Raw genomic sequence first — 21,319 nt, 5'->3', positions numbered from 1 at the left:
ATGACTTTATCGAAGAAGATGATGGCCGCAGTTGCGGGCGTCTCCATGCTGGCAGGTGCCGGGGTGGCGCATGCCGAGACGACCCTGAAGGTTGCTGTCGGATTTGGCCCGGGCAGTGCCGCCGCCTATGCGCTTGAGAACTTCGCCAAGAATGTCGAGGCAACCAGCGATCTGAAGATGAAGGTCTTCACGCTGTCGCTGCTGAATCTGAAGGAAACGCCTCCGGGCCTGCGTGACGGCATCGCTGATGTTGGCTTCGTGCTGCCGCCTTACTATCCGGCGGAATATGCCGAGATCAATCTGGCGGCCAACCTGTCCATGCTGGCGACCGTCGGTGCGAACAGCACCAGCCCCGGCATGGCCATGGGCGCGGCGATGACCGAGTATGTGTTCCTGCATTGCCCGGAATGCCTGACTGAACAGAAGAAGCAGAACCAGGTTTATCTCGGCACGGGTGTCAGCCTTGACTACATCCTGCAGTGTGTGACGCCGATCCGGACCATGGATGACCTGAAGGGCAAGAAGTACCGTTCGGGCGCCGCGAACTTCGGTCGCTGGGCCGAACATGTCGGCGGCACCAAGGTCTCCGTGCCGGGCAACGACATCTATGAAGCCCTCGCACAGGGCGTCGTCGATTGCGCGATGATCTCGGCGACCGAACTGAGCAATCTGCAGCTGTTCGATGTGGTCAAGTACATCACCACGAACATCCCCGGTGGTGTGTTTGCCGGTGTCGCGACCAACAGCGTCAACCGCGATGTGTGGCAGGATCTGACCCCTGCGCAGCGTGAGGCGATCTTCAAGGCATCGGCCCGCTCGTCGGCAGATGTCACCTGGAAGTACTATGCCGATGGCGTCCGCAATCTGAAGCAGTCGCCGGAGAAGGGCATCGAGATCATCAAGCCGACGGCAGATATGATCAAGATGTCGGAAGACTTCGTGAAGTCCGATCTGGCTGTCATCTCCAAGCAGTTCACCGACGACTACGGTCTGTCGAACGTGGACGCGAAGGTGGCCAAGATTTCCGAGCTGATCGAGAAGTACAAGAAGCTGACGGTCGGCATGGAAGACGATGCCGAAGCGCTGGCACAGCTCTACTGGGATGAGATCATGTCGAAGGTCGATCTGTCGACCTACGCGCTGGACTGATCCGTGTGAATTCCGGTGCGGGTGTCGGGTCCGGTCCTTCCGGACACCGCCCGCACCGGGCTTCATTTCTGACGCTTCTGATTTCCTGCCTGGCGGATATTTGTTATGGATTTGATTGATCGGTGGCTTGATCGCGCCATCGGCCTCACGACCATCGTGGGGCTTGTCGCGGTCGGTCTGATGATGGCGCACATCACGATTGATGTGGTCGGCAAGTTTGTTTTTTCCTCGCCCGTTCCGGCAACCATCACGCTGGTGTCGAACTATTACATGGTCGTGGTGGCGTTCCTGCCGCTGGCGCTGGCGGAACGACGCAACTCGCACATTTCCGTCGAGGTGCTGACCGAGCAGTTTCCGTCCCGTGTGCAGCATCACATCGCCGGATGGACCTATCTGCTGTCGGCCTGTGTGTTCGGTCTGATGACCTACCGGGCCTTTCATGACGCCATGAACAACATGGACATCGGCTCGTTCATCATGGAACAGGGCACCAAGGTGCTGATCTGGCCGCCGCATTTCATGCTGCCGCTGGGTACGGGGCTCATGGTTCTGGTCCTGCTGGCGAAGTTCGCCCGTTATCTCACCGGCCGCGGGCAGATCATCCCGCCCAAACTGATTCCCGAAGTCGACTGAGGACGCATCATGTCAGACGTACAGATCGGCTTTGCCGGGATTGGTATCCTGCTCACCCTGATCGCGCTTCGCGTGCCGATCGGGGTGTGTCTCATCGGCGTATCCTTCGTCGGCATCTGGGCCCTTGTGGGCGAGCGCGCGGCGTGGGGATCGCTGGGCGTGATCCCCTACAGCTTCGCCGCGACCTGGCAGCTCAGTTCGGTGCCCATGTTCCTGATGATGGGTTTCCTGTGCTATCACGCGGGCCTGACCAAGGGCATGTTCGATGCCGCGCGCATGTGGCTGTCGCGTCTGCCCGGCGGGCTGGCCATCGCGACCGTGTTCGGCGCAGCCGGGTTCGCCGCCGTGACCGGATCGTCGGTTGCCTGCGCCGCCGCCATGGGCCGGATCGCCGTGCCCGAGATGATGCGCCACCGCTATGACGCATCGCTCGCCACGGGAACGGTTGCCGCAGCGGGCACCATCGGCGCACTGATCCCGCCGTCGATCCTGATGATCCTCTACGGCATCATCGCCGAGGTGCCGATCAGTTCGCTGTTTCTCGGCGGTGTCGGTGCCGGTCTGCTGACCACCTTCGGCTATGTCGCGGTCATCATCATCCGGGCCAAGATCAACCCCGAACTTGCGCCGACGCTGCATGAGGAAGTGTCGCTCCGCGACAAGATCGTCGCCCTCAAGGAAACCTGGCCGGTGATCCTGCTGATGGCCGGTGTCTTCGGCGGTCTTTTCTCGGGGGCCTTCACACCGACCGAAGCGGGTGCCGTCGGCGCCTCGCTGGCCGCCCTGATCGCCCTGCTGAAGGGATCGCTCAACTGGGGCAGCTTCCGGGACGCGCTGATGGAGACGCTGCTGACCTCGGCGTCGCTGTTCATCATCGCGATCGGTGCCAGCATGCTCACCCGGTTCCTCGCCTTCAGCGGCGCAGGCGATCATCTGTCGGATGCCGTCACGGCCATGGGCGCGGATCCGCTGCTGCTGCTGCTCGCCATTTCGCTGATCTACCTGGTGCTGGGTATGTTCCTGGAACCCATCGGCGCGATGCTGCTGACCTTGCCGATCCTGCTGCCGATCGTCGATGGTGCCGGGTTCAGCCTGATCTGGTTCGGCATCCTGCTGACCAAGTTCCTGGAAATCGGCATGATCACACCACCCATCGGGCTGAACGTCTTCGTCATCAAGGGGGTGGTGGGCGATCTCGCCTCCACGGGAACGATTTTCCGAGGGATCCTGTGGTTCCTGGTCGCGGACTTCTTCATCGTCGTGGCGATCATCGCCTTCCCGCAGATCGTGCTGTATCTGCCGGGCCTGCTGAGCTGATCGAGACGGAGCATTCATGCGGATTTCCAGTGCACGCACGGGCGAGAAGCTCGGCACCATCGTCACCGAGCTGACTCCGCGCCGGATGCTGGCCTTCGCGGCGGGGCTGGAACTGGGCGATGACTGCTATCTGGACGATGCGCGACCGGGCGGGGTCGCGATGATGCCCGCCATGTGCGCCGCCATCGAATGGCCGCTGGCCGACGGCAATCGCCTGTCGGAACTGATGGGCATCACGCTGGCGCAGTACCGCAGCGTCGGCGTCCATGCCGAGCAGGACAGCCTCTATCACCGGCCGCCGCGCATGGGCGAGACCCTGACCACCACCGGCTGGCTGGAAACCCTGAGACAGACCCGCGCCGGTGTGCTGATGACCTGTCGCTACGATACTGTCGATGCCGATGGTGCCGCGGTCTTCACCAGCTACAACAGCGGCATGCTGCGCGGCTGGGAACTGGATTGCGCCGAGGCGGGATCGTCGGACCGGCAGGACCTGGGCAAGGCCGTCCCGGTCGGTGGCGACATGCAGGCCGACGACGTGACCATCGCGCGCCACCTGCCGCACATCTATTCCGAGGGCGGACCGATCTGGAATCCGATCCACACCGAACGCAGGGTGGCGCTGGCGGCGAACCTGCCCGACATCATCCTGCACGGCTCGGCGACCTGGGCACTGGCCATGGACCGCGTCATCCGGGCCCGGTGCGGCGGCGACCCGGACCGCCTGAAGCGTTTTGCCTGCCGCTTTTCCGGCATGGTCATTCCCGGCGAGACGATCACGGTCAGGCATCGGCCCGACGGAACGTTCGACTGCGTGAACGCCGGGGATCGCGCGGTTCTGTCCAGTGGCATCGCCGAGTTTCATTCGGCCTGAACGTCACCTAGAGTGGGCGTTCCGTTCCCCTTCAGGCGGTTCAGATGACGATCACCGAGACCACGCCGTCTATCGACAAGGACGCCCTGCGCCGCAAGTATCGGGAAGAGCGCGACAAGCGGCTGCGCCCGGACGGCAATGACCAGTACCTGCGGCTGAAGGGGCAGCTCGCGCACTATCTGGACGACCCCTATACACCCCGGCGGGAACGCGCGCCGAAGACCGATCACGTCACCTTTGCCTTCATTGGCGGCGGATTCGCGGGTCTGGTCACCGGCGCGCGACTGACCGAGGCGGGGATCGCCGACATCCGGCTGATCGAGAAGGGCGGTGACTTCGGCGGCACCTGGTACTGGAACCGCTATCCCGGTGCGCAGTGCGATACGGCCTCGATGGTCTACATGCCGCTGCTGGAAGAGACCGGGCACATGCCGTCCGAGAAATACTGCCACGCGCCGGAAATCCTGGCGCACTGCCAGCGGATCGGCCGGCAGTACGGCCTGTATGACAACGCCCTGTTCCATACCGAGGTCACGGGGCTCACCTGGGATGAGCGCACCCGTCGCTGGCTGATCGAGACGGATCGGGGCGACCGTTTCACCGCGCAGTTCCTGGGCATGGGGACCGGCCCGCTGCACGTGCCCAAGCTGCCGGGCATTCCCGGCATCCAGGATTTCGAAGGACATTCCTTTCACACCAGCCGCTGGGACTATGACTATACCGGCGGCGATCCGGCAGGCGCGCCGCTGGAGAAGCTGTCGGACAAGCGGGTCGCCATCATCGGCACGGGCGCGACGTCGGTGCAGTGCGTGCCGCATCTCGCCAGGGCCGCAAAGGAACTCTACGTCTTCCAGCGCACACCCTCATCGGTGGATGTGCGCAACAATGCGCCCATCGACCCTGACTGGTTTGCGGAGATCGCGACGCCCGGCTGGCAGGCGCGCTGGCTGGAAAACTTCACGGCGAACCAGACCGGCGGCATGGCCGCGGAGGACCTGGTGATGGACGGCTGGACGGATCTGGCGCGCCGCATCCGCAGCCGGATCATGGAACTGGCCAGCGATGACATGACCCCGCAGAAGATGCTGGAAGCCTGGGAAGACGCCGACTTCGAGAAGATGGAGGAGATCCGCGCCCGCGCCGAAGCCCTGGTCGACGACCCGGATACCGCCGAGAACCTGAAAGCCTGGTACCGGCAGTTGTGCAAGCGCCCCTGCTTCCACGACGCCTATCTGCAGGCCTTCAACGAACCGGGCACGCACCTGATCGATACGGACGGCAAGGGTGTGGAGCGGATCACGCGGTCCGGCGTCATGGTCGCGGGCACCGAGTATCCGGTCGACTGCATCATCTACGCCTCGGGCTTCGAGGTGGGCACCGAGTGGACGCGCCGCGCAGGCTTCGATCCGGTGGGCCGGGACGGTGTGCGGCTGTCGGAATACTGGGCCGGGGGCATGCGGACCAAACACGGTATCCATGTGCATGGCTTTCCGAATGTCTTCATCGTTCAGCCGACGCAGGGGGCCAATCTGATTTCCAACGTGCCGCACAATCTGACCGAATCGGGCAGGACGATCGCGGCGGTCGTCGCCCACGCGCTGTCCGGAAGCTTTGCCGAAGTCGAGGTCACAAGGGAGGCCGAGGAAGCCTGGATCGAACTGCTTTTGAGCGGACCGGGACGCATGGTCGGCGCATCGCCCGACTGCACGCCGGGCTATTACAACAACGAAGGACAGGCACCGACCCAGGCGTCGAAGCTGCACGTCGGTCATCCGGCGGGTGCGATGGCCTACTTCAGCTACCTGAAGAAGTGGCGGGAGAAGGGCGATTTCGAAGGTCTCGCCTTCCGGTTCTGAGACCTGCGGCGCTCAGTACCCCAGGTCGCGTGCCGCCCGTTCCAGCACCACCGGAATGGACCATTCGGTGCGCGCCAGCCGGATGTCGTTGCTTCGCCCGTCGCGGTGCAGGCCGGACGCGCTCATCCAGAAGGCCACTGACCGCATGCCGTAGAGCAGCTGGTAATAGCGGCAGATCTCCTCGTCGATCCGGAGTCCCGTCGCGGCTTCGTAGCGTTCGAAGAACATCTCCCGCGGGACGAGGTTGGACAGCAGGTCGCTGTTTTCCCGGTTCAGATCGCTCAGCATGTAGGCCACATCGTACATCGGATCGCCGATGACCTGCAGTTCCCAGTCGAGCACCGCCGACACGCGATCATCGTGGATCAGCAGATTGCCGGTGCGGTACGCGCCATGCACCAGGGTCAGCCGTTCGGTCACGGGCGCATTCGCCTCCAGCCAGCAGATCAGGTCGGTCAGCACCGGTTCGGGTCCATGGCCCGAGTCGGCGATCATGCCTTTCCACTTGGCGATCTCGCTCAGCGCAAACTGGTTGGTGCCGGCCTCGGGCACGCCCAGGAAGTCCAGTCCCGCCGCACGCCAGTCAATGTTGTGCAGGGTGGCCAGCGTGTCCGTGAAGCTGGCCGGCAACACGCCGCGTTCGGCGGCTGCGGCGTAATACCGACGGCCCTCGCGGCCCCAGGGGTTCGGACATTCACCGGCGACCTTTTCCATCAGGATGAACGGCGCGCCCAGGACATTGGGCGCATCCTCGTAGAAATAGGGCTTCGGCGTCAGCAGATCGGTGCCGTCCAGGCATTTCAGGACCCGGTACTGCTCGCCCAGATCGGACAGTTCGCGCAGCAAAGCGTTGCCCGGATCGCGGCGCAGGCAGTAGCCGGCGGATTTCCGCGTGCCATTCTCGGTCCAGTGCGCGTCGAACAGCCAGGTCTCATGCGACCAGCCGACGGCCATCTGGTGCCAGTTGGCGATCTGCATGTCGGCCATCTGCGGCCACTGGGTGGTCAGGTAGCCCCTGATCGCCTCGGGCACGTGCTCTGCGGGCAGGCGTTCGCTCATGACGCGATCTCCATCCGCCGGTCGATGGCGCGTCGCATGTCCGCGCGGATGCGGTCGCGCAGGGTGCGAAATGTCTTATCGCCCAGCGCTTCCCGCTCGGCATACAGCGTCTCGATCAGGCGGCAGAGTTCCGCATCGCCACCATCGACGAACGTCCGGAAGGCACCCTGCACCGCCGCAGGTGCATCGACCATCCCGGGCTCCAGCGCGGCGATCAGGCCCGCTCGTTCTGCCGTCGCCGCCTGCGCGTGTTCATCCGCCAGCCGCAGTTCAGCCGCCACCTTCTGCAGCACCACCGCACCCAGGAACGCCTGTGTCTTCGGATAGGCCGCCTCGATGGCCGGTCCGATATCCTGTTTCAGCAGATCCGCCATTCGGTCGAGCAGATCGGCCCGACCCGCCCCCGCGGTCATTCCGCCGCCGCCTTCGCATCCTCGTTCAGTCCGGCGCGCAGCTTGTATTTCAGGATCTTGCCGCCGACCGTTTCCGGGAAGGCGTCCATCGGTACGATCTTCTTCGGCGTCTCGAAGCCGGCCAGCTTCTCCCGGCAGAAGGCGATCACGTCGGCCTCGTCATAATCCTGGCCGGGTTCAAGTATCACGCAGGCCGTCACCATCTCGCCCCACCGGTCGTCGGGGATGCCGACCACGGCAGCGCGGGCGATGGCTGGATGCTGCTGCAGGACCGACTCCACCCGGATGGAGGACACGTTCTCGCCGCCGGACTTCACGATGTCCTTGTAGCGGTCAACCATGATGCGCAGGCCGTTCTCGTCATAGACGAAACTGTCGCCGGAATGCATCCAGCCGCCCTTCAGCGCCTCTTTCGTTGCCTCCGGGTCGCGGTAGTAGCCGGAGAACATGGCGGGCGAGCGATAGACGGCCTCGCCCTGCACACCGGGCTGGCCGCGCAGGTCGTTGCCCTCGGCATCCATGACCGTCGCACCCAGCATCGGCACGGGTACGCCGATGTAGTTCAGCGCCGGTGCCGTGCGTTCGTAGAGGTCCTGATGCTTCTTGATCGGGAAATAGTGGCACGGTACGCATTCGGTCTGGCCGATGATGCCCCAGACCATGACGTCGGGCCGCGTGATCGCCTTGAACGCCGCCAGCGACTTCGGATCCAGGGCCGCCCAGCCGTAGAACATAGCGGTGATGGATGTCAGGTCGTACTTGCCGGGCGAAGACTGGCAGGCCTTGATGACGCTTTCCACGAACTGCGGCGAGCCACCCCACAGGCAGGTGATCTTCTCGTCGGTGCAGCACTGGGCGATCATCGGCCCGTCGGGCTTGCGGCCCATCACCAGTGTTGCCGCGGTCATCAGGGGGCCGAACAGCATCACCAGATCGCCGATATGGAAGGTCATGGGCGTGAAGATGGCGGCGCGCAGGTCCTGTTCGTGCTCCAGACCGCGGGTCATGGAGAGCGTCTGGTTGAAGGCCGCCATATAGGCATAGGTGTGCGAGATCATCACCGCCTTCGGGGCCGCCGTGGTGCCCGAGGTGAACAGGATCTCCCAGATGTCGTCGCCATGGATCGTGACATCGGGTTCTTCCGTCCCGTGGTCCGCGATGAAATCGTCGAACGACGGGATCTCGCCGCCGTCCTTGCCGCCGACCAGCATGATCGGCTTCAGGCCGGTGGGGGCCAGATCGCCGCCCAGCTTTTCCCACTGCGCGGCGTCCGCGATCACGATCTGCGCCTCGACCCGGTCCAGGCAGTTCGCGATGACGTCCGGTGCCATCATGATGTTCACCGGCACGGCGACCATGCCGGCCTTGGCGATACCGATCTTGGCCAGCCACGCCTCGTTGGAATTCTCCGACAGCATCGCCACCCGCGTGGCCGGTTGCAGCCCCATGGCCAGCAGCGCGTTCGCCACCCGGTTGATCAGGTCGTTGGCCTGGCGGTAGGTGACACGCGCATGCTTCGGATTGACCACCGCATCCGGGGCGGCGATCAGGCACTCCTTGTCCGGCTGGCTCCAGGTGATGCGCTCGATCACGTCCCCAACGGAGACGCGGTTCCAGCGCTGGTCATTGCGGCGGTTGCGAAAGTTCTCGACATCGATGTTCACGAATGTGCCTCCCCAGGCGTTGCTTGCTTGCTACAGAATGGCCAGCGCGTTCGCCGGCGAGCCGATGGCCCCCGGCAGATTGAGCGGTATTGCCGTCATCATGAAATGCCAGTCCCCGCGGTCACGGCAGGCGCGGGCCAGTTCGGAGAAATCGAACATCTCGCCGAACGCCATGCCCAGCAGCGGAATCATCCGCCGGTGCAGGGACCCGATCTTCGGATCGCCCGGCACCACTTCGACGGCGGGATTGTCACAGGTGATACAGGCGACGTGCCAGTTCCACAGGCATCGCGCCATCTCTTCCGACCCGTCCAGGCCGGCGTGCCGGACATCCGCCGCATATGCCGCGCGACCCCCGGCCGTGAGGGCGCGATAGGCCTCGACCCAGCCGAAACGGATGCACAGCATGTCGCCGGTCCGGATCTCGGTACCCTGATGTCCGGCGGTCGCACGCAGGTCGTCGGCGGAGACCGGGTGCGGCGACAGCGGATCGTAGTCGCGGTTGCCGTGTGCCATGTATCCGGCGACATCCAGCAGCACGCCGCAGCCGGTCATGCCGTGCTCGACCCAGTGTTCGATCCCCAGGCGACCGCGACCCGGCTCGAAGCCTTCGGTGATGCCGGTGAAATAGCCATGTTCGCGCGCCCGGATATGGCGCAGCCCGTCCCACTGGCTGGACGCCTGCATGAACAGCGAATCCACGCTGTCGTCCAGCGTGTTGCGGTCCAGCGCATAGATGTCGTGGGCCAGCGGCTTGCGCCCGAACAGCGGCGGGTCGGGCTGGTCCAGCGGCAGGGACAGATTGAGGCGCTGCCCGGTCCGCACCAGCGATGCAGCCTCGCGCACGCGCGCGTCGGTCAGCAGGTTGATCGACCCCAGGTCGTCATCGCGGCCATAGACATCCCAGGCGTGAGGCATGTCCAGCCCCTGCACCTTCGGCAGGTCGTCATACTCCGGTAACGGCGTCTCGCTGAACGGCACCTTTTCCTCCCCGTCGTTCTCCCGGATGCACGATGGCATGCCGGGCGACGCCGGGGAAGCCTGACAATGTCACAATTGTCCCGCATGTCGGGCAGGCGGGACCGCCGGTTCTAGAGCGTTTTTCGTTTTCATGGAATCACCATGAAATCGAAATAACGCAACTCGCACAGGTAGTTGCCATTCTTGAAAACAGTCTGAATGGTTCCATTCAGACTGTTTCCGCCCTAGCTGAGCATCAGTCTGGGCAGCCACAGGGTGATCTGCGGGAAGACCACGACCATCGTCAGGCCGATCAGCTGCAGTATCACGAACGGTATGATGCCCTTGTAGATGTCCTGCATCCGCACCTCGGGCGGTGCGACGCCCTTCATGTAGAACAATGCGAACCCGAATGGAGGTGTCAGGAAGGACGTTTGAAGGTTCACCGCGACCAGTATCGCGAACCAGTAGATGACCTGTTCCTGAACCTGCGCAAACGGCAAACCCTCCAGGCCAAGGTGGGGGGCGAATTCGGGGGCGAAGGCGCGGATCACCGGCGAGAAGACCGGCAGGATGATCAGCGTGATCTCAAGGAAATCGAAGAAGAAGCCCATGATGAACACAGCGAACAGGAGCAGGAAGAGCAGGGGCCATGGCCCGAGTTCCAGAAACTCGATGAACTCGATGATCAGGTCTTCGCCGTAGACGTTCCGGAAGACGGTCGAGAAGGCCGTCGCGCCGACGAAAATGAAGAAGATCATGGCCGTCGTCAGGCCGGTGCGATGACAGACCTCGCGAACGACCTCCATCGTCAGGGTTCGGTTGAACGCGGCGAGAACCATGGACCCGAACGCCCCGATGCCGGCTGCCTCGGTCGGCGTTGCCCACCCGGCGAAGATTGATCCCAGAACCATGATGATCAGGAAGATCGGCGGCACGAAACCCTTCAGGATGCCGCCGAAAAGGGTGTTGCCCTCGACGCGGCCGATCCACATGGAAACCGTGAAGATCACCAGAAAGCCGATCAGGTACCAGTTGACCCAGTCGATGCCGAGATTGGAAAGCACGTAGGTGGCAACGACGACGCCGGCGACGATCGCGAAATACTTGATCAGGTTGGATCGGTTCGTCGGATCGATCCGGATCATGTCGTCGGGCAGCGGCGGCGCGACGGAAGGGTTAATCGACGCGCGTCCGATGATGTACATGAAATAGATGCCCGACAGCAGCAGGCCCGGCAGAACGGCGCCGATGAACAGGTTGCCGACGGACACAGCCAGCAGGTTGGCCATCAGGACCAGCATGATCGACGGCGGGATCAGGATGCCCAGCGTGGCGCTGGCGGCGATGGTGCCGGTGGCCAGCGAGTGCTGATAGCCCCGCTTCAGCATGGTCGGCAGCGCCAGCAGGGTCATCATCACGACGGAGGCACCGATGATGCCGGTCGTGGCCGCCATGATGGTACCCATCACCGTGATCGACAGGGCCAGCCCGCCCGGCACCCGTTTCAGCATCACCTGCAGGATGTGCAGCAGATCGGCGGCCACGCGGCTGCGTTCCAGCATCGTGCCCATGAACACGAAGCAGGGAATGGCGACCAGTATGGGGTTCTGGATCGCGCCGGAGGCACCGTCTCCACCCCATACGCGGTTGATCGACTGGAAGAAAACCGCCCAGTCGAGCACATCGATGGCGATGCCGATCAGGCCGAAGATCAGCGATATGCCGCCCAGCGCGAAGGCGACGGGCAGGCCCGTGAACAGCGCACAGGCCAGCGCCAGGAACATGTACGCGCCGATGTACTCGTACAGGTGATCGTCGATGAACCACTCGATGAATTCCATTACCGGGGGTCTCCTTCGACCGCGATGACATCATCGGCCATGTCCAGGGAGGCCTTGGGCAGCACGACAACGTCGGTGAAATACTGCAGGCTTTCCTCGGCGCGGGCGCTTGATTCCGGAGAGCCGAACAGATGCGCGATGGCCCTGATCAGGGTGGCAAGGGCGGCGAGCATCAGAATGATGAAACCGATCGGCAGGACGCATTTGATCACATAGCGCCACGGTATGCCGACCAGCGATTCCGACCCCTCACCCTGGGAATAGGAGATGGTCACCATGTCCACGGATTTCGAAATCGCGAGAACCAGAAACGGGATCGCCAGAAACAGCAGGCCGAAAAGCTCGATCCAGCTCTGGGTGCGGCGGCTGCCCATCTCGCGGAAGATGTCGACCCGCACGTGCGCGTTGGCGAGATAACCCATGCCGAAGGTCAGCATCAGCAGCACACCGTGGATATGCCACTGCAGGTCCTGAAGGATGAACGAGACGGAATAGCCGTATTCGATTGTGATGTCGGCGGACCAGCGGGAGATATATTCGATCTTTCGCGTGATCACGTCGAACATGATGATGAAGATCAGTGGCAGGATCAGCCAACTGACCGCCTTGCCGATTGAACGGGAAAACCTGTCCATCCCGTCTGCCAGATTGAGCATGACGCCGTTCCACCCCTGTTGCTTCTTGTATCGGACCTTCGACCATCTTTGCGTGGTCTTCGGTCGGCTCGAAATCACTCGATGAAAAATTGACTAAAGACGACCGGCATCATGGGGATGCCGGTCGTCAGATGGAGTCAGGTCGGAGAGCGGCCGGAATGAGCCGCTCTCCAGACGGCAACGCCTACTTCAGGTAGCCGCGTTCGCCCCAGACCTTGTAGGTCTCGTGAAATGCGCTGTAGCTGTCGTACAGCTTCTTCACATCCGGGTTGGCTGCAATCTCTTCCTGCAGGACCTCTTCCCATGCGCCACGCAGCTGATCGAGCACCTCATTGGACCAGCTCACGTTCTTCACGCCATCCTTTTCGTTGGCGACCATGGCGGCCGGCTGCAGGAACTCACCTTCGGCCAGTTCCTGCGCGATGTTGGCATCGCACGAGATGCGGAAGATCGCCTTCTTCTGGTCGTCCAGCTCGTTCCACTTGTCCGCATTGACCAGAATCTCGTTGGTCGTGGACTGCTGATGCCAGCCCGGGAAGTAGTTGAACTTGGCGATCTGATAGAAGCCGAGCGAACGGTCGATGGCGGGCATCGAGAACTCGGTCGCGTCGATGGTGCCCAGTTCAAGCGCCGGATAGATGTCGCCCGCGGCAAGCTGCTGCGTGGAAACACCGAACTTCTGCATGACCTTCGCGCCCATGCCGAAGAAGCGCATCTTCAGGCCCTTCAACTCGTCCAGGCTGGTGATTTCCTTGCGGAACCAGCCCGAGGTCTCGGGCGGAATCATGCCGCAGTAGTTGTACTTGATGTTGTCACGACCGTAGAGTTCCTCGCCGATCTCGACACCGCCGCCGTACTTCAGCCACGAATTGAATTCCAGCGCGCCGGGGCCGAACGGCCAGGTCGACAGGAAAGCGAACGCGGAGTTCTTGCCCTGGTTGGCACCGGGGGTGCCGTACCCTGCTTCGAACGCGCCCTGGCTGACGGGGTCATAGTAGGCGTAGCCGCCGGCAAGCGCGCCGGGTTCGAAGACCTTGACGTCGAAATCGCCGCCGGACGCTTCGTTGATCCAGCCGGACACCCGCGGCCCGACCGGACCGATCACGGCAAGGTTGGTGCCGAACGCCGAGTGCATTTTCCAGCGGACCTTCTTCGCTTCGGCATCCGTCGCCGAGATCGCGAATGTAGCTACCGCCGCGAGCGCAACAGCGCTCATGGTTTTCGTGAAGTTCATAGATATACCTCCCTAAATCCGGGCTGATTTTTTTGTTGCCCGGGTGCATTGCGGCCCACTGCAGGCCGGTTGTCAAATCATGTATCGGAAAAAATGCTGTCAGAAACTGCCCCTCAACATGCTGACGCGTCCGGACATTCAATACACACCGGGCTTGTAATAGGCAATTGCGATCGTCTGGCGGACGCTGCGTCGCGGCCACGGCGTCCCATATCGAATCAGGCCGCAGGGCCGGCGCGGCGGATTGGCAACGATCCGGGATGGTGGTGTCACAATGGTCTGCCTGCGCGGTCTTTCGGCCCGATTGCGTTTGACGTGGCGAATCGCATCTGATTCGGTGGTGCAATGCATGCCCTTGCCCGACATCCGCGTCTTCTGATGCGCCTGCTGTCGCCAGCGATCTGCCTGGCGCTGGTCGGCTATTTCGGATTCCATGCGGCTTACGGGGAGCGCGGGCTGCTGGCGTTGCGCGCACTCGACAGCCGCCTCCATGACCAGCAGGTTCAGCTTCAGGAACTGCAGCAGCGCAGGCACGCGCTCGAACGCCGCGTTGCGCTGATTTCGGGGCCCGGTGTCGACGGGGATATTCTGGAAGAGGAAGTGCGCGCCCTGCTCGGCTGGACGGGCCCGGACGAGATCGTGATCCTGCACCATCGACCGGAAGCGAGCCGTTAACCGAAATAAAGTTACCACCATGATTCACCTTGATGTGGTCCGCTTGCGGTGCGCTAATGATGCGAAACGGTGAAGGCACACGAGGTTCGCCGGTAAACGGCGCTGAGGAGGAATCATGGCAAAGTCCGCGAGCAGCCGGTCGCGTTCTCGCACCACGCGGTCGAGCGCGAAGAAGGAAGCCCCCAAACCGCTGGAAACGACAGCCGAAGAGCTGACGGGCTTCTATCGGGAGATGCTGTTGATCCGGCGCTTCGAGGAGAAGGCGGGACAGATGTACGGCATGGGTCTCATCGGCGGGTTCTGTCACCTCTACATCGGGCAGGAGGCGGTCGTCGTCGGCGTTCAGTCGGCCCTGTCGCCCAACGACAAGGTCATCACCTCCTACCGCGATCACGGCCACATGCTGGCCTGCGGCATGGACAGTTCCGGCGTAATGGCGGAACTGACGGGCCGCGAAGGCGGCTATTCCCGCGGCAAGGGCGGCTCGATGCACATGTTCAGCCGCGAGAAGAACTTCTTCGGCGGGCACGGCATCGTGGGTGCCCAGGTGCCGCTGGGCACGGGGCTTGCCATGGCCGAGAAATACAAGGGGACTGATGCCCTGAGCGTCACCTATTTCGGCGATGGTTCCGCCAATCAGGGGCAGGTCTACGAGGCCTTCAACATGGCCGCGCTGTGGAAGCTGCCGGTGATCTACGTGATCGAGAACAATCAGTACGCGATGGGGACGTCGGTCGCCCGCTCGTCCGCGCAGCCGGAGCTGGCGAAACGCGGCGAGAGCTTCGGCATTCCCGGCAGGCAGGTCGACGGCATGGATGTGCTGACCGTCAAGGCTGCGGCGGAGGAGGCGGTTGCCCATGTGCGCGAGGGCAACGGCCCGATCATCCTGGAAATGAAGACCTATCGCTATCGTGGTCATTCCATGTCCGACCCGGCCAAGTACCGCAGCAAGGAAGAAGTGCAGAAGATGCGGGCCGAGAAGGATCCCATCGAACGCGTCCGGGTGCGCCTGATCGAGGAGTTCGGGATCGAGGAAGACGCCCTGAAGAGCATCGACAAGGATGTGAAGGCTGTCGTGTCGGACGCTGCGGAGTTTGCCCAGAACAGTCCGGAGCCCGATCCGTCGGAGCTCTACACTGACGTACTGATCGAAATCTGAGGGGGGACGGGAAATGCCGATTACAATCACAATGCCCGCGCTCTCCCCGACGATGGAGGAAGGCACACTGGCCAGCTGGAACGTCAAGGAGGGCGACACGGTTTCGGCCGGCGACGTGCTGTGCGAGATCGAGACCGACAAGGCCACCATGGAAGTCGAAGCCGTCGACGAGGGCACCATCGGAAAGCTGCTTGTCGATGAAGGCACCGAAGGTGTGAAGGTCAACGCCGCCATCGCCGTGCTGCTTGAAGACGGTGAGGACGAAAGCGCGCTGGACGGTTACGAACCCGACGGCGGTGCACCGGCCGCGGATGATGCGGATGACGATGACGACGCGGGCGATGACGCTTCATCCGACGATGACGATGACAAGGACGATGCGAAGGAGAAGCCGAAGAAGGCGGCTGAACCGAAGGCCGCGTCGTCCGACGACGCAGATGACGATGGCGACCAGGATGACGAGGAAGCCGAGCCCGAGATTCCCGAGGGTATGGAAACGGCGGAAGTCACGGTCCGCGAGGCGCTGCGCGACGCCATGGCCGAGGAGATGGAGCGGGACGAGATGGTCCTGCTGATGGGCGAGGAAGTGGCCGAGTACCAGGGCGCCTACAAGGTCTCCCAGGGTCTGCTCGACCGGTTCGGGGCCAAACGGGTGATTGATACGCCCATCACCGAGCACGGGTTTGCCGGTATTGGCGTGGGCGCGGCCTTCGGTGGCCTGCGGCCCATCGTCGAATTCATGACCTTCAACTTCGCCATGCAGGCGATCGATCAGATCATCAACTCGGCGGCCAAGACGCTCTATATGTCCGGCGGTCAGATGGGCTGCCCGATCGTGTTCCGCGGCCCGAACGGTGCCGCCGCGCGCGTCGGTGCCCAGCACAGTCAGGACTATGCGCCCTGGTATGCGTCGATACCGGGCCTGAAGGTGGTTGCGCCCTGCTCGGCTGCGGATGCAAAGGGGCTGTTGAAGGCGGCGATCCGCGATCCGAACCCGGTGATCTTTCTGGAGAACGAGATCCTGTACGGACGTTCCGGCGACGTGCCGACCGATCCCGACTGGACCCTGCCGATCGGCAAGGCAAAGGTCGTGCGCAAGGGCAAGGATGTGACCCTTGTCGGCTATGCGCTGATGGTCGAGAAGGCGGAGAAGGCCGCGGAAGCGCTGGCTGAGGAAGGCATTGACGCGGAGATCATCGATCTGCGCTCCATCCGGCCGATGGACATCCCGACGGTCATCAGATCGGTCAAGAAGACCAACCGGCTGGTCACGCTGGAGGAAGGTTTCCCGGCCTGCGGCATCGGGGCCGAGATCTCGGCGCGGGTGATGGACGAGGCCTTCGACTGGCTGGACGCACCGGTGAAACGGGTGACGGGCGTCGATGTGCCCATGCCCTATGCGGCCAACCTTGAGAAACTGGCCCTGCCACAGGTCGAAACCATCGTAGAGGCTGCGAAAGCGGTCTGCTACGCCGACTGAGGGGGATAGCGACATGCCGATCACAATCACCATGCCGGCGCTTTCCCCGACGATGGAAGAAGGCACACTGGCCAGCTGGAACGTCAAGGAAGGCGATACCGTCGCGTCGGGCGATATTCTCTGCGAGATCGAAACCGACAAGGCGACGATGGAAGTCGAGGCTGTCGATGAGGGCACGATCGGAAAGCTGCTGGTCGATGCAGGCACGGAAGGCGTGAAGGTGAACGCCCCCATCGCCGTGCTGCTGGAAGATGGCGAGGACGAGAGTGCGCTGGACGGCTACGAAGCCGAAAGTGCGGGAGGCGGGAAGGAAGACGCCACCGAAGCGGAAGCTGAACCCGAATCCGATGAGGCCGAAGAAGAGCCGAAAGAGGCCGAAGACAAGCCGAAAAAGGCCGAGAAACCTTCCGGCGGCGATGCGCCGAAGAAGAAGCCGTCCGGTGATGGCGGCAGCAAGAGCGGACGGATCTTCGCCAGTCCACTTGCGAAGCGCATGGCGGCGCAGAACGATCTCGATCTGTCGGCGATTGATGGCTCCGGTCCCAGGGGTCGGATCGTCAAGGCGGATATCGAGGCGGCGCTGGAGACCGGCACGGGCAAGAAAGGTGCGGCACCGAAGTCCGAGGCGAAGTCTTCGGATGCGCCGAAACAGGATGGCAAACCGGCACCCCAGCCGATGGCGGCATCCAGCTATCCGCCGGCAACCGACGACTACGAAGAGATCAAGCTCAACTCGATGCGCAAGACCATCGCGCGCCGTCTGACCGAATCCAAACAGACGATCCCGCACTTCTATCTGACGATCGATATCGAACTCGACCGCCTGATGGCCATGCGCAAGGATCTGAACGGCCGCTCGGACGCTTACAAGATATCGGTGAATGATTTCATCGTGCGGGCTTCGGCGCTGGCACTGGCGAAACACCCCGAGATCAACGCCCAGTTCACCGAGACCGCGATCCTGATGCACCGCAAGGTCGATGTGTCGGTTGCAGTCGCCATCGACGGCGGGCTGATCACACCGGTCGTGCGCGACGCCAATCACAAGGGGTTGGCTGAAATCTCGTCAATCACCAAGGATTTGGCCGGGCGCGCCCGCGAAGGCAAGCTGACGCCGGAAGAATATCAGGGCGGCACCTTCACGATCTCCAATCTGGGCATGTTCGGCGTCGATCAGTTCGTCGGCGTCATCAACCCGCCGCAGTCGACGATTCTGGCCGTCGGTTCCGGCAAACAGAAGCCTGTGGTCAAGGACGGCGCGCTGGCGGTTGCGACCGTCATGACGGCAACCCTGTCGTGCGATCATCGTGTCTACGGCGGTGCGGAGGGTGCCCGGTTCCTGGAAACGCTCAAGGGTCTTCTTGAAGATCCGATGACCATGCTGCTCTGACCGGAGGACATCGAAATGGCTCAGGAATTCGATCTGGTCGTGATCGGCGGCGGCCCGGGCGGCTACGTCGCCGCCATCCGCGCGGCGCAGCTGAAGATGAAGGTTGCGCTGGTTGAACGCGAGCACCTCGGCGGTATCTGCCTGAACTGGGGCTGTATCCCGACCAAGGCCCTGCTGCGCTCGGCCGAGGTCTATCATCTGATGCAGCACGCCGAGGACTTCGGCTTCAAGATCGACGGCAAGATCGAGATCGATGCGGTGGCGGTCGTGAAACGCTCGCGCGGTGTTGCCGGACAGCTTTCCGGCGGCGTGAAGCATCTGCTCAAGAAGAACAAGGTCACCGTGTTCGACGGGCAGGGCGCGCTGGGCGGCAAGGGAACCGTCAAGGTCACGAAGGATGGTAAACCCGTCGAGGACCTGAAGGCGAAGCACATCATTCTGGCCACAGGTGCCCGTGCGCGGTCGCTGCCCGGTCTGGAGCCGGATGGGGACCGCATCTGGACCTACAAGGAAGCCATGGTGCCCGAGGGGTTGCCGAAGTCCCTGCTGGTCGTCGGCTCCGGCGCGATCGGGATCGAGTTCGCCAGCTTCTACCGCACGCTGGGCTGCGAGGTGACGGTCGTCGAGGTGATGGACCGCGTGCTGCCGGTCGAGGATGCCGAGATTTCCGCCATGGCGGAGAAAGCCTTCAAGAAGCAGGGCATGACCATCATGACCGGCGCGACGGTCGAGAAACTCGACAAGTCGAAATCTTCGGTCACCGCGACGGTGAAGACAAAGGCCGGCAAGACCGAGAAGATCACCGTCGAGCGGGTGATTCTCGCCGTCGGCATCGTCGGCAATGTCGAGGATATCGGCCTCGAGAACACGAAGGTGAAGGTCGATCGCACCCATGTCGAGATCGATGAATACTGTCAGACGGCAGAGAAGGGCGTGTACGCCATCGGCGACCTGACGGGACCGCCCTGGCTGGCGCACAAGGCGAGCCACGAAGGCGTGATCTGCGTCGAGAAGATCGCCGGCATGGACGTGCATCCGCTGAACGTGCTGAACATCCCCGGCTGTACCTACTGTCATCCCCAGGTCGCCAGCGTGGGCCTGACCGAGGCGAAGGCGAAAGAACAGGGCTATGAGGTCAATGTCGGCAAGTTCCCGTTCCAGGGCAACGGCAAGGCCATCGCGCTGGGCGATCCGGAGGGCATGGTGAAGACCGTCTTCGACAAGAAGACCGGCGAGCTGCTGGGCGCGCACATGATCGGCGCCGAGGTCACGGAACTGATCCAGGGGTACGGGGTTGCCAAGACACTGGAAACCACCGAGGCCGACCTGATGCACACCGTGTTCCCGCATCCGACCCTGTCGGAAATGATGCACGAATCCGTCCTTGACGCCTACGGACGCGCTATCCACTTCTGATGGAGTGGTGGGTTGATCTGAGCGCGATCCTGCGGAACCTGGCCATTGTTGCCGGTGGCGGGTTCGGCCTCTGGCTGGCATGGTCCCGAACAAGGGCGTTGAACAAGCAGACCGAGATTTCCAGCGAGCAGGCCACTGTTGACCGACGGCAGAAGGCTCTGGATCTTTATCGACAATTCTGCGGCGATCTCGAAGCTGAAAATCTGTACAATCGCGTCGCGGCGGTCCAGGGGTTGATTGAACTGGCGAGTGCCTATCCCGATCTGCTACTTGATCCCGTGTCCCGGGTTCTGATCGCCTACCGTACCGGGACCGCTGATGCGTCGTTGGAAGTGACCTCGGTGATTGATCCGTTCCTTGCTGAATGGGCTGAGAGAGCGGCTGAATGAGGAGAGTTTGTTATGAGTTCTCAAGACGAACTGCTTGAATCCCTGAAACGCCAACGGCGTGAGGGCGATCGAATTCGCGCCGTCGTCAACAAGTCTGCAAACAGCCATTTCCGGACGTTGTTGCGTGACAGCCAGAACGGTCGGCTGCGACCGTCGCAGAAAGCCACCAAACAAAAAATGAGCGGAAAGGGAGTTGGCTAGTTTTTATGACTGAGCACCGTCACCCTGAAAAGGCACATCGGCCCGACCAGCCGGTCTGGAAGAAGAAGCCTGCGTGGATTCGGGTGAAGGCACCGACATCGCCGGAATACCACGCGACACGCCAGATCATGCGGGAGCACAATCTGGCGACGGTCTGCGAGGAAGCGGCCTGCCCGAACATCGGCGAGTGCTGGTCGAAGGGCCACGCCACCATGATGATCATGGGCGACACCTGCACGCGGTCCTGCAGCTTCTGCAACGTGAAGACCGGCAAGCCCGGTGCGCTGGATACCTTCGAGCCGGAAAGCGTGGCCCAGTCGGTGAAGAAGCTCGGTTTGGCGCATGTTGTGGTCACATCGGTCGATCGCGACGATCTGGATGATGGCGGGGCGGCGCACATCGCGCGGACGATCACCTGTATCCGCGAGGCCAGTCCGGGCACCACGATCGAGGTGCTGGTCCCTGACTTCCAGAAGAAGCCCGGCGCGCTTGAGAAAGTCGTCGAAGCCCGCCCGGACGTCTTCAATCACAATCTGGAGACCGTGCCGCGGCTCTATGCCGAGGTCCGGCCCGGCGCGCGCTATTTTCACTCGTTGAAGATTCTGTCGCAGGTGAAGGATATCGATCCGTCCATGTTCACCAAGTCCGGCATGATGGTCGGCCTGGGCGAGCAGCGCGAGGAAGTCTTGCAGGTGATGGATGACCTGCGTTCGGCGGATGTGGACTTCCTGACCATCGGCCAGTACCTGCAGCCGTCGCGCAAACACCACGCCGTCGCCGAGTTCGTGACCCCGGAAGCCTTCCAGAGCTATGAGCGAAATGCCTACGGCAAGGGGTTCCTGATGGTCTCCGCGTCGCCTCTGACGCGGTCGTCCTATCACGCCGGCGATGATTTCGAGAAGATGCGTGCCGCACGTGCGCGACAGGTGAAGGTGCCCGCGTAAGTCCAG

At 62.8% G+C, this 21,319-nt stretch carries 20 protein-coding genes; 13 read left to right on the top strand and 7 right to left on the bottom strand.

All coding sequences use genetic code 11. From position 1 onward, the window contains the following. The 5 genes from ACN0X7_RS06975 (at position 1) to ACN0X7_RS06955 (ending at position 5,829) form a co-directional block, all read left to right on the top strand. On the top strand, positions 1–1,149 hold the full coding sequence (locus ACN0X7_RS06975; RefSeq protein WP_417515513.1) for a C4-dicarboxylate TRAP transporter substrate-binding protein: 1,149 nt from the start codon (positions 1–3) through the stop codon (positions 1,147–1,149). Between the two features lie 105 nt (positions 1,150–1,254). Next, on the top strand, positions 1,255–1,782 hold the full coding sequence (locus ACN0X7_RS06970) for a TRAP transporter small permease (RefSeq protein ID WP_417515511.1): 528 nt from the start codon (positions 1,255–1,257) through the stop codon (positions 1,780–1,782). 9 nt (positions 1,783–1,791) lie between these two features. Beyond that, positions 1,792–3,099, top strand: coding sequence for a TRAP transporter large permease (locus ACN0X7_RS06965; RefSeq protein WP_417515509.1), 1,308 nt, complete (start codon positions 1,792–1,794; stop codon positions 3,097–3,099). A 16-nt stretch (positions 3,100–3,115) separates the two neighbouring features. After that, positions 3,116–3,973: a MaoC/PaaZ C-terminal domain-containing protein gene (locus ACN0X7_RS06960; protein ID WP_417515507.1), complete on the top strand. Its 858-nt coding sequence runs from the start codon at positions 3,116–3,118 to the stop codon at positions 3,971–3,973. A 44-nt stretch (positions 3,974–4,017) separates the two neighbouring features. Continuing rightward, positions 4,018–5,829, top strand: a complete 1,812-nt coding sequence (locus ACN0X7_RS06955) for a flavin-containing monooxygenase (RefSeq protein ID WP_417515505.1) — start codon at positions 4,018–4,020, stop codon at positions 5,827–5,829. Between the two features lie 12 nt (positions 5,830–5,841). Here the strand turns inward: ACN0X7_RS06955 and ACN0X7_RS06950 are convergent, their stop codons facing one another. From ACN0X7_RS06950 to ACN0X7_RS06920, 7 genes are all read right to left on the bottom strand, one after another. Then, positions 5,842–6,888: a phosphotransferase family protein gene (locus tag ACN0X7_RS06950; protein ID WP_417515503.1), complete on the bottom strand. Its 1,047-nt coding sequence runs from the start codon at positions 6,886–6,888 to the stop codon at positions 5,842–5,844. Continuing rightward, positions 6,885–7,301 (bottom strand): hypothetical protein, encoded by a 417-nt coding sequence (locus ACN0X7_RS06945; protein ID WP_417515501.1) that lies wholly within the window; start codon positions 7,299–7,301, stop codon positions 6,885–6,887. The genes ACN0X7_RS06950 and ACN0X7_RS06945 overlap by 4 nt, the downstream gene beginning before the upstream one ends. Then, complete coding sequence (locus ACN0X7_RS06940; protein WP_417515499.1) at positions 7,298–8,965, bottom strand: AMP-binding protein; 1,668 nt, start codon at positions 8,963–8,965, stop codon at positions 7,298–7,300. The genes ACN0X7_RS06945 and ACN0X7_RS06940 overlap by 4 nt, the downstream gene beginning before the upstream one ends. Positions 8,966–8,995: 30 nt before the next feature. Next, on the bottom strand, positions 8,996–9,985 hold the full coding sequence (locus ACN0X7_RS06935) for a cyclase family protein (protein WP_417515497.1): 990 nt from the start codon (positions 9,983–9,985) through the stop codon (positions 8,996–8,998). A 185-nt stretch (positions 9,986–10,170) separates the two neighbouring features. Continuing rightward, entirely contained in the window at positions 10,171–11,769 is a 1,599-nt protein-coding gene (locus tag ACN0X7_RS06930; RefSeq protein ID WP_417515495.1) for a TRAP transporter large permease, read from the bottom strand. Further along, positions 11,769–12,425 (bottom strand): TRAP transporter small permease subunit, encoded by a 657-nt coding sequence (locus tag ACN0X7_RS06925; RefSeq protein ID WP_417515493.1) that lies wholly within the window; start codon positions 12,423–12,425, stop codon positions 11,769–11,771. The genes ACN0X7_RS06930 and ACN0X7_RS06925 overlap by 1 nt, the downstream gene beginning before the upstream one ends. Before the next feature lie 184 nt (positions 12,426–12,609). Beyond that, positions 12,610–13,659, bottom strand: a complete 1,050-nt coding sequence (locus ACN0X7_RS06920; RefSeq protein ID WP_417515491.1) for a TRAP transporter substrate-binding protein — start codon at positions 13,657–13,659, stop codon at positions 12,610–12,612. A 345-nt stretch (positions 13,660–14,004) separates the two neighbouring features. On the opposite strand from ACN0X7_RS06920, the gene ACN0X7_RS06915 reads away from it, so the two are divergent. From ACN0X7_RS06915 to lipA, 8 genes are all read left to right on the top strand, one after another. Next, complete coding sequence (locus ACN0X7_RS06915) at positions 14,005–14,334, top strand: FtsB family cell division protein (RefSeq protein ID WP_417515489.1); 330 nt, start codon at positions 14,005–14,007, stop codon at positions 14,332–14,334. Positions 14,335–14,449: 115 nt separating this feature from the next. Next, positions 14,450–15,493, top strand: coding sequence for a pyruvate dehydrogenase (acetyl-transferring) E1 component subunit alpha (pdhA, locus tag ACN0X7_RS06910; RefSeq protein ID WP_417515487.1), 1,044 nt, complete (start codon positions 14,450–14,452; stop codon positions 15,491–15,493). A gap of 13 nt (positions 15,494–15,506) precedes the next feature. After that, positions 15,507–16,973 carry a pyruvate dehydrogenase complex E1 component subunit beta gene (locus tag ACN0X7_RS06905; protein WP_417515485.1) on the top strand — a complete coding sequence of 489 codons (1,467 nt, stop codon included), beginning with the start codon at positions 15,507–15,509 and terminating at the stop codon, positions 16,971–16,973. Positions 16,974–16,986: 13 nt separating this feature from the next. After that, on the top strand, positions 16,987–18,363 hold the full coding sequence (locus ACN0X7_RS06900) for a pyruvate dehydrogenase complex dihydrolipoamide acetyltransferase (protein WP_417515483.1): 1,377 nt from the start codon (positions 16,987–16,989) through the stop codon (positions 18,361–18,363). Between the two features lie 15 nt (positions 18,364–18,378). Further along, positions 18,379–19,779 carry a dihydrolipoyl dehydrogenase gene (gene lpdA, locus ACN0X7_RS06895; protein ID WP_417515481.1) on the top strand — a complete coding sequence of 467 codons (1,401 nt, stop codon included), beginning with the start codon at positions 18,379–18,381 and terminating at the stop codon, positions 19,777–19,779. Then, positions 19,779–20,168: a hypothetical protein gene (locus tag ACN0X7_RS06890; RefSeq protein WP_417515479.1), complete on the top strand. Its 390-nt coding sequence runs from the start codon at positions 19,779–19,781 to the stop codon at positions 20,166–20,168. The genes lpdA and ACN0X7_RS06890 overlap by 1 nt, the downstream gene beginning before the upstream one ends. A gap of 12 nt (positions 20,169–20,180) precedes the next feature. Then, positions 20,181–20,369: a hypothetical protein gene (locus ACN0X7_RS06885; protein WP_417515477.1), complete on the top strand. Its 189-nt coding sequence runs from the start codon at positions 20,181–20,183 to the stop codon at positions 20,367–20,369. A gap of 5 nt (positions 20,370–20,374) precedes the next feature. Continuing rightward, the gene (gene lipA, locus ACN0X7_RS06880) at positions 20,375–21,313 is read left to right on the top strand and encodes a lipoyl synthase (protein WP_417515475.1); all 939 of its coding nucleotides are present in this window, start codon (positions 20,375–20,377) and stop codon (positions 21,311–21,313) included. Positions 21,314–21,319: the final 6 nt, after the last annotated feature.

The sequence above is a fragment of the Minwuia sp. genome (assembly GCF_048263705.1).
In the GTDB taxonomy this organism is placed as follows: Bacteria; Pseudomonadota; Alphaproteobacteria; order Minwuiales; family Minwuiaceae; genus Minwuia.
The sequence above is the reverse complement of the archived record's forward strand: the minus strand, read 5'-3'. Positions and strand labels throughout refer to the sequence as shown.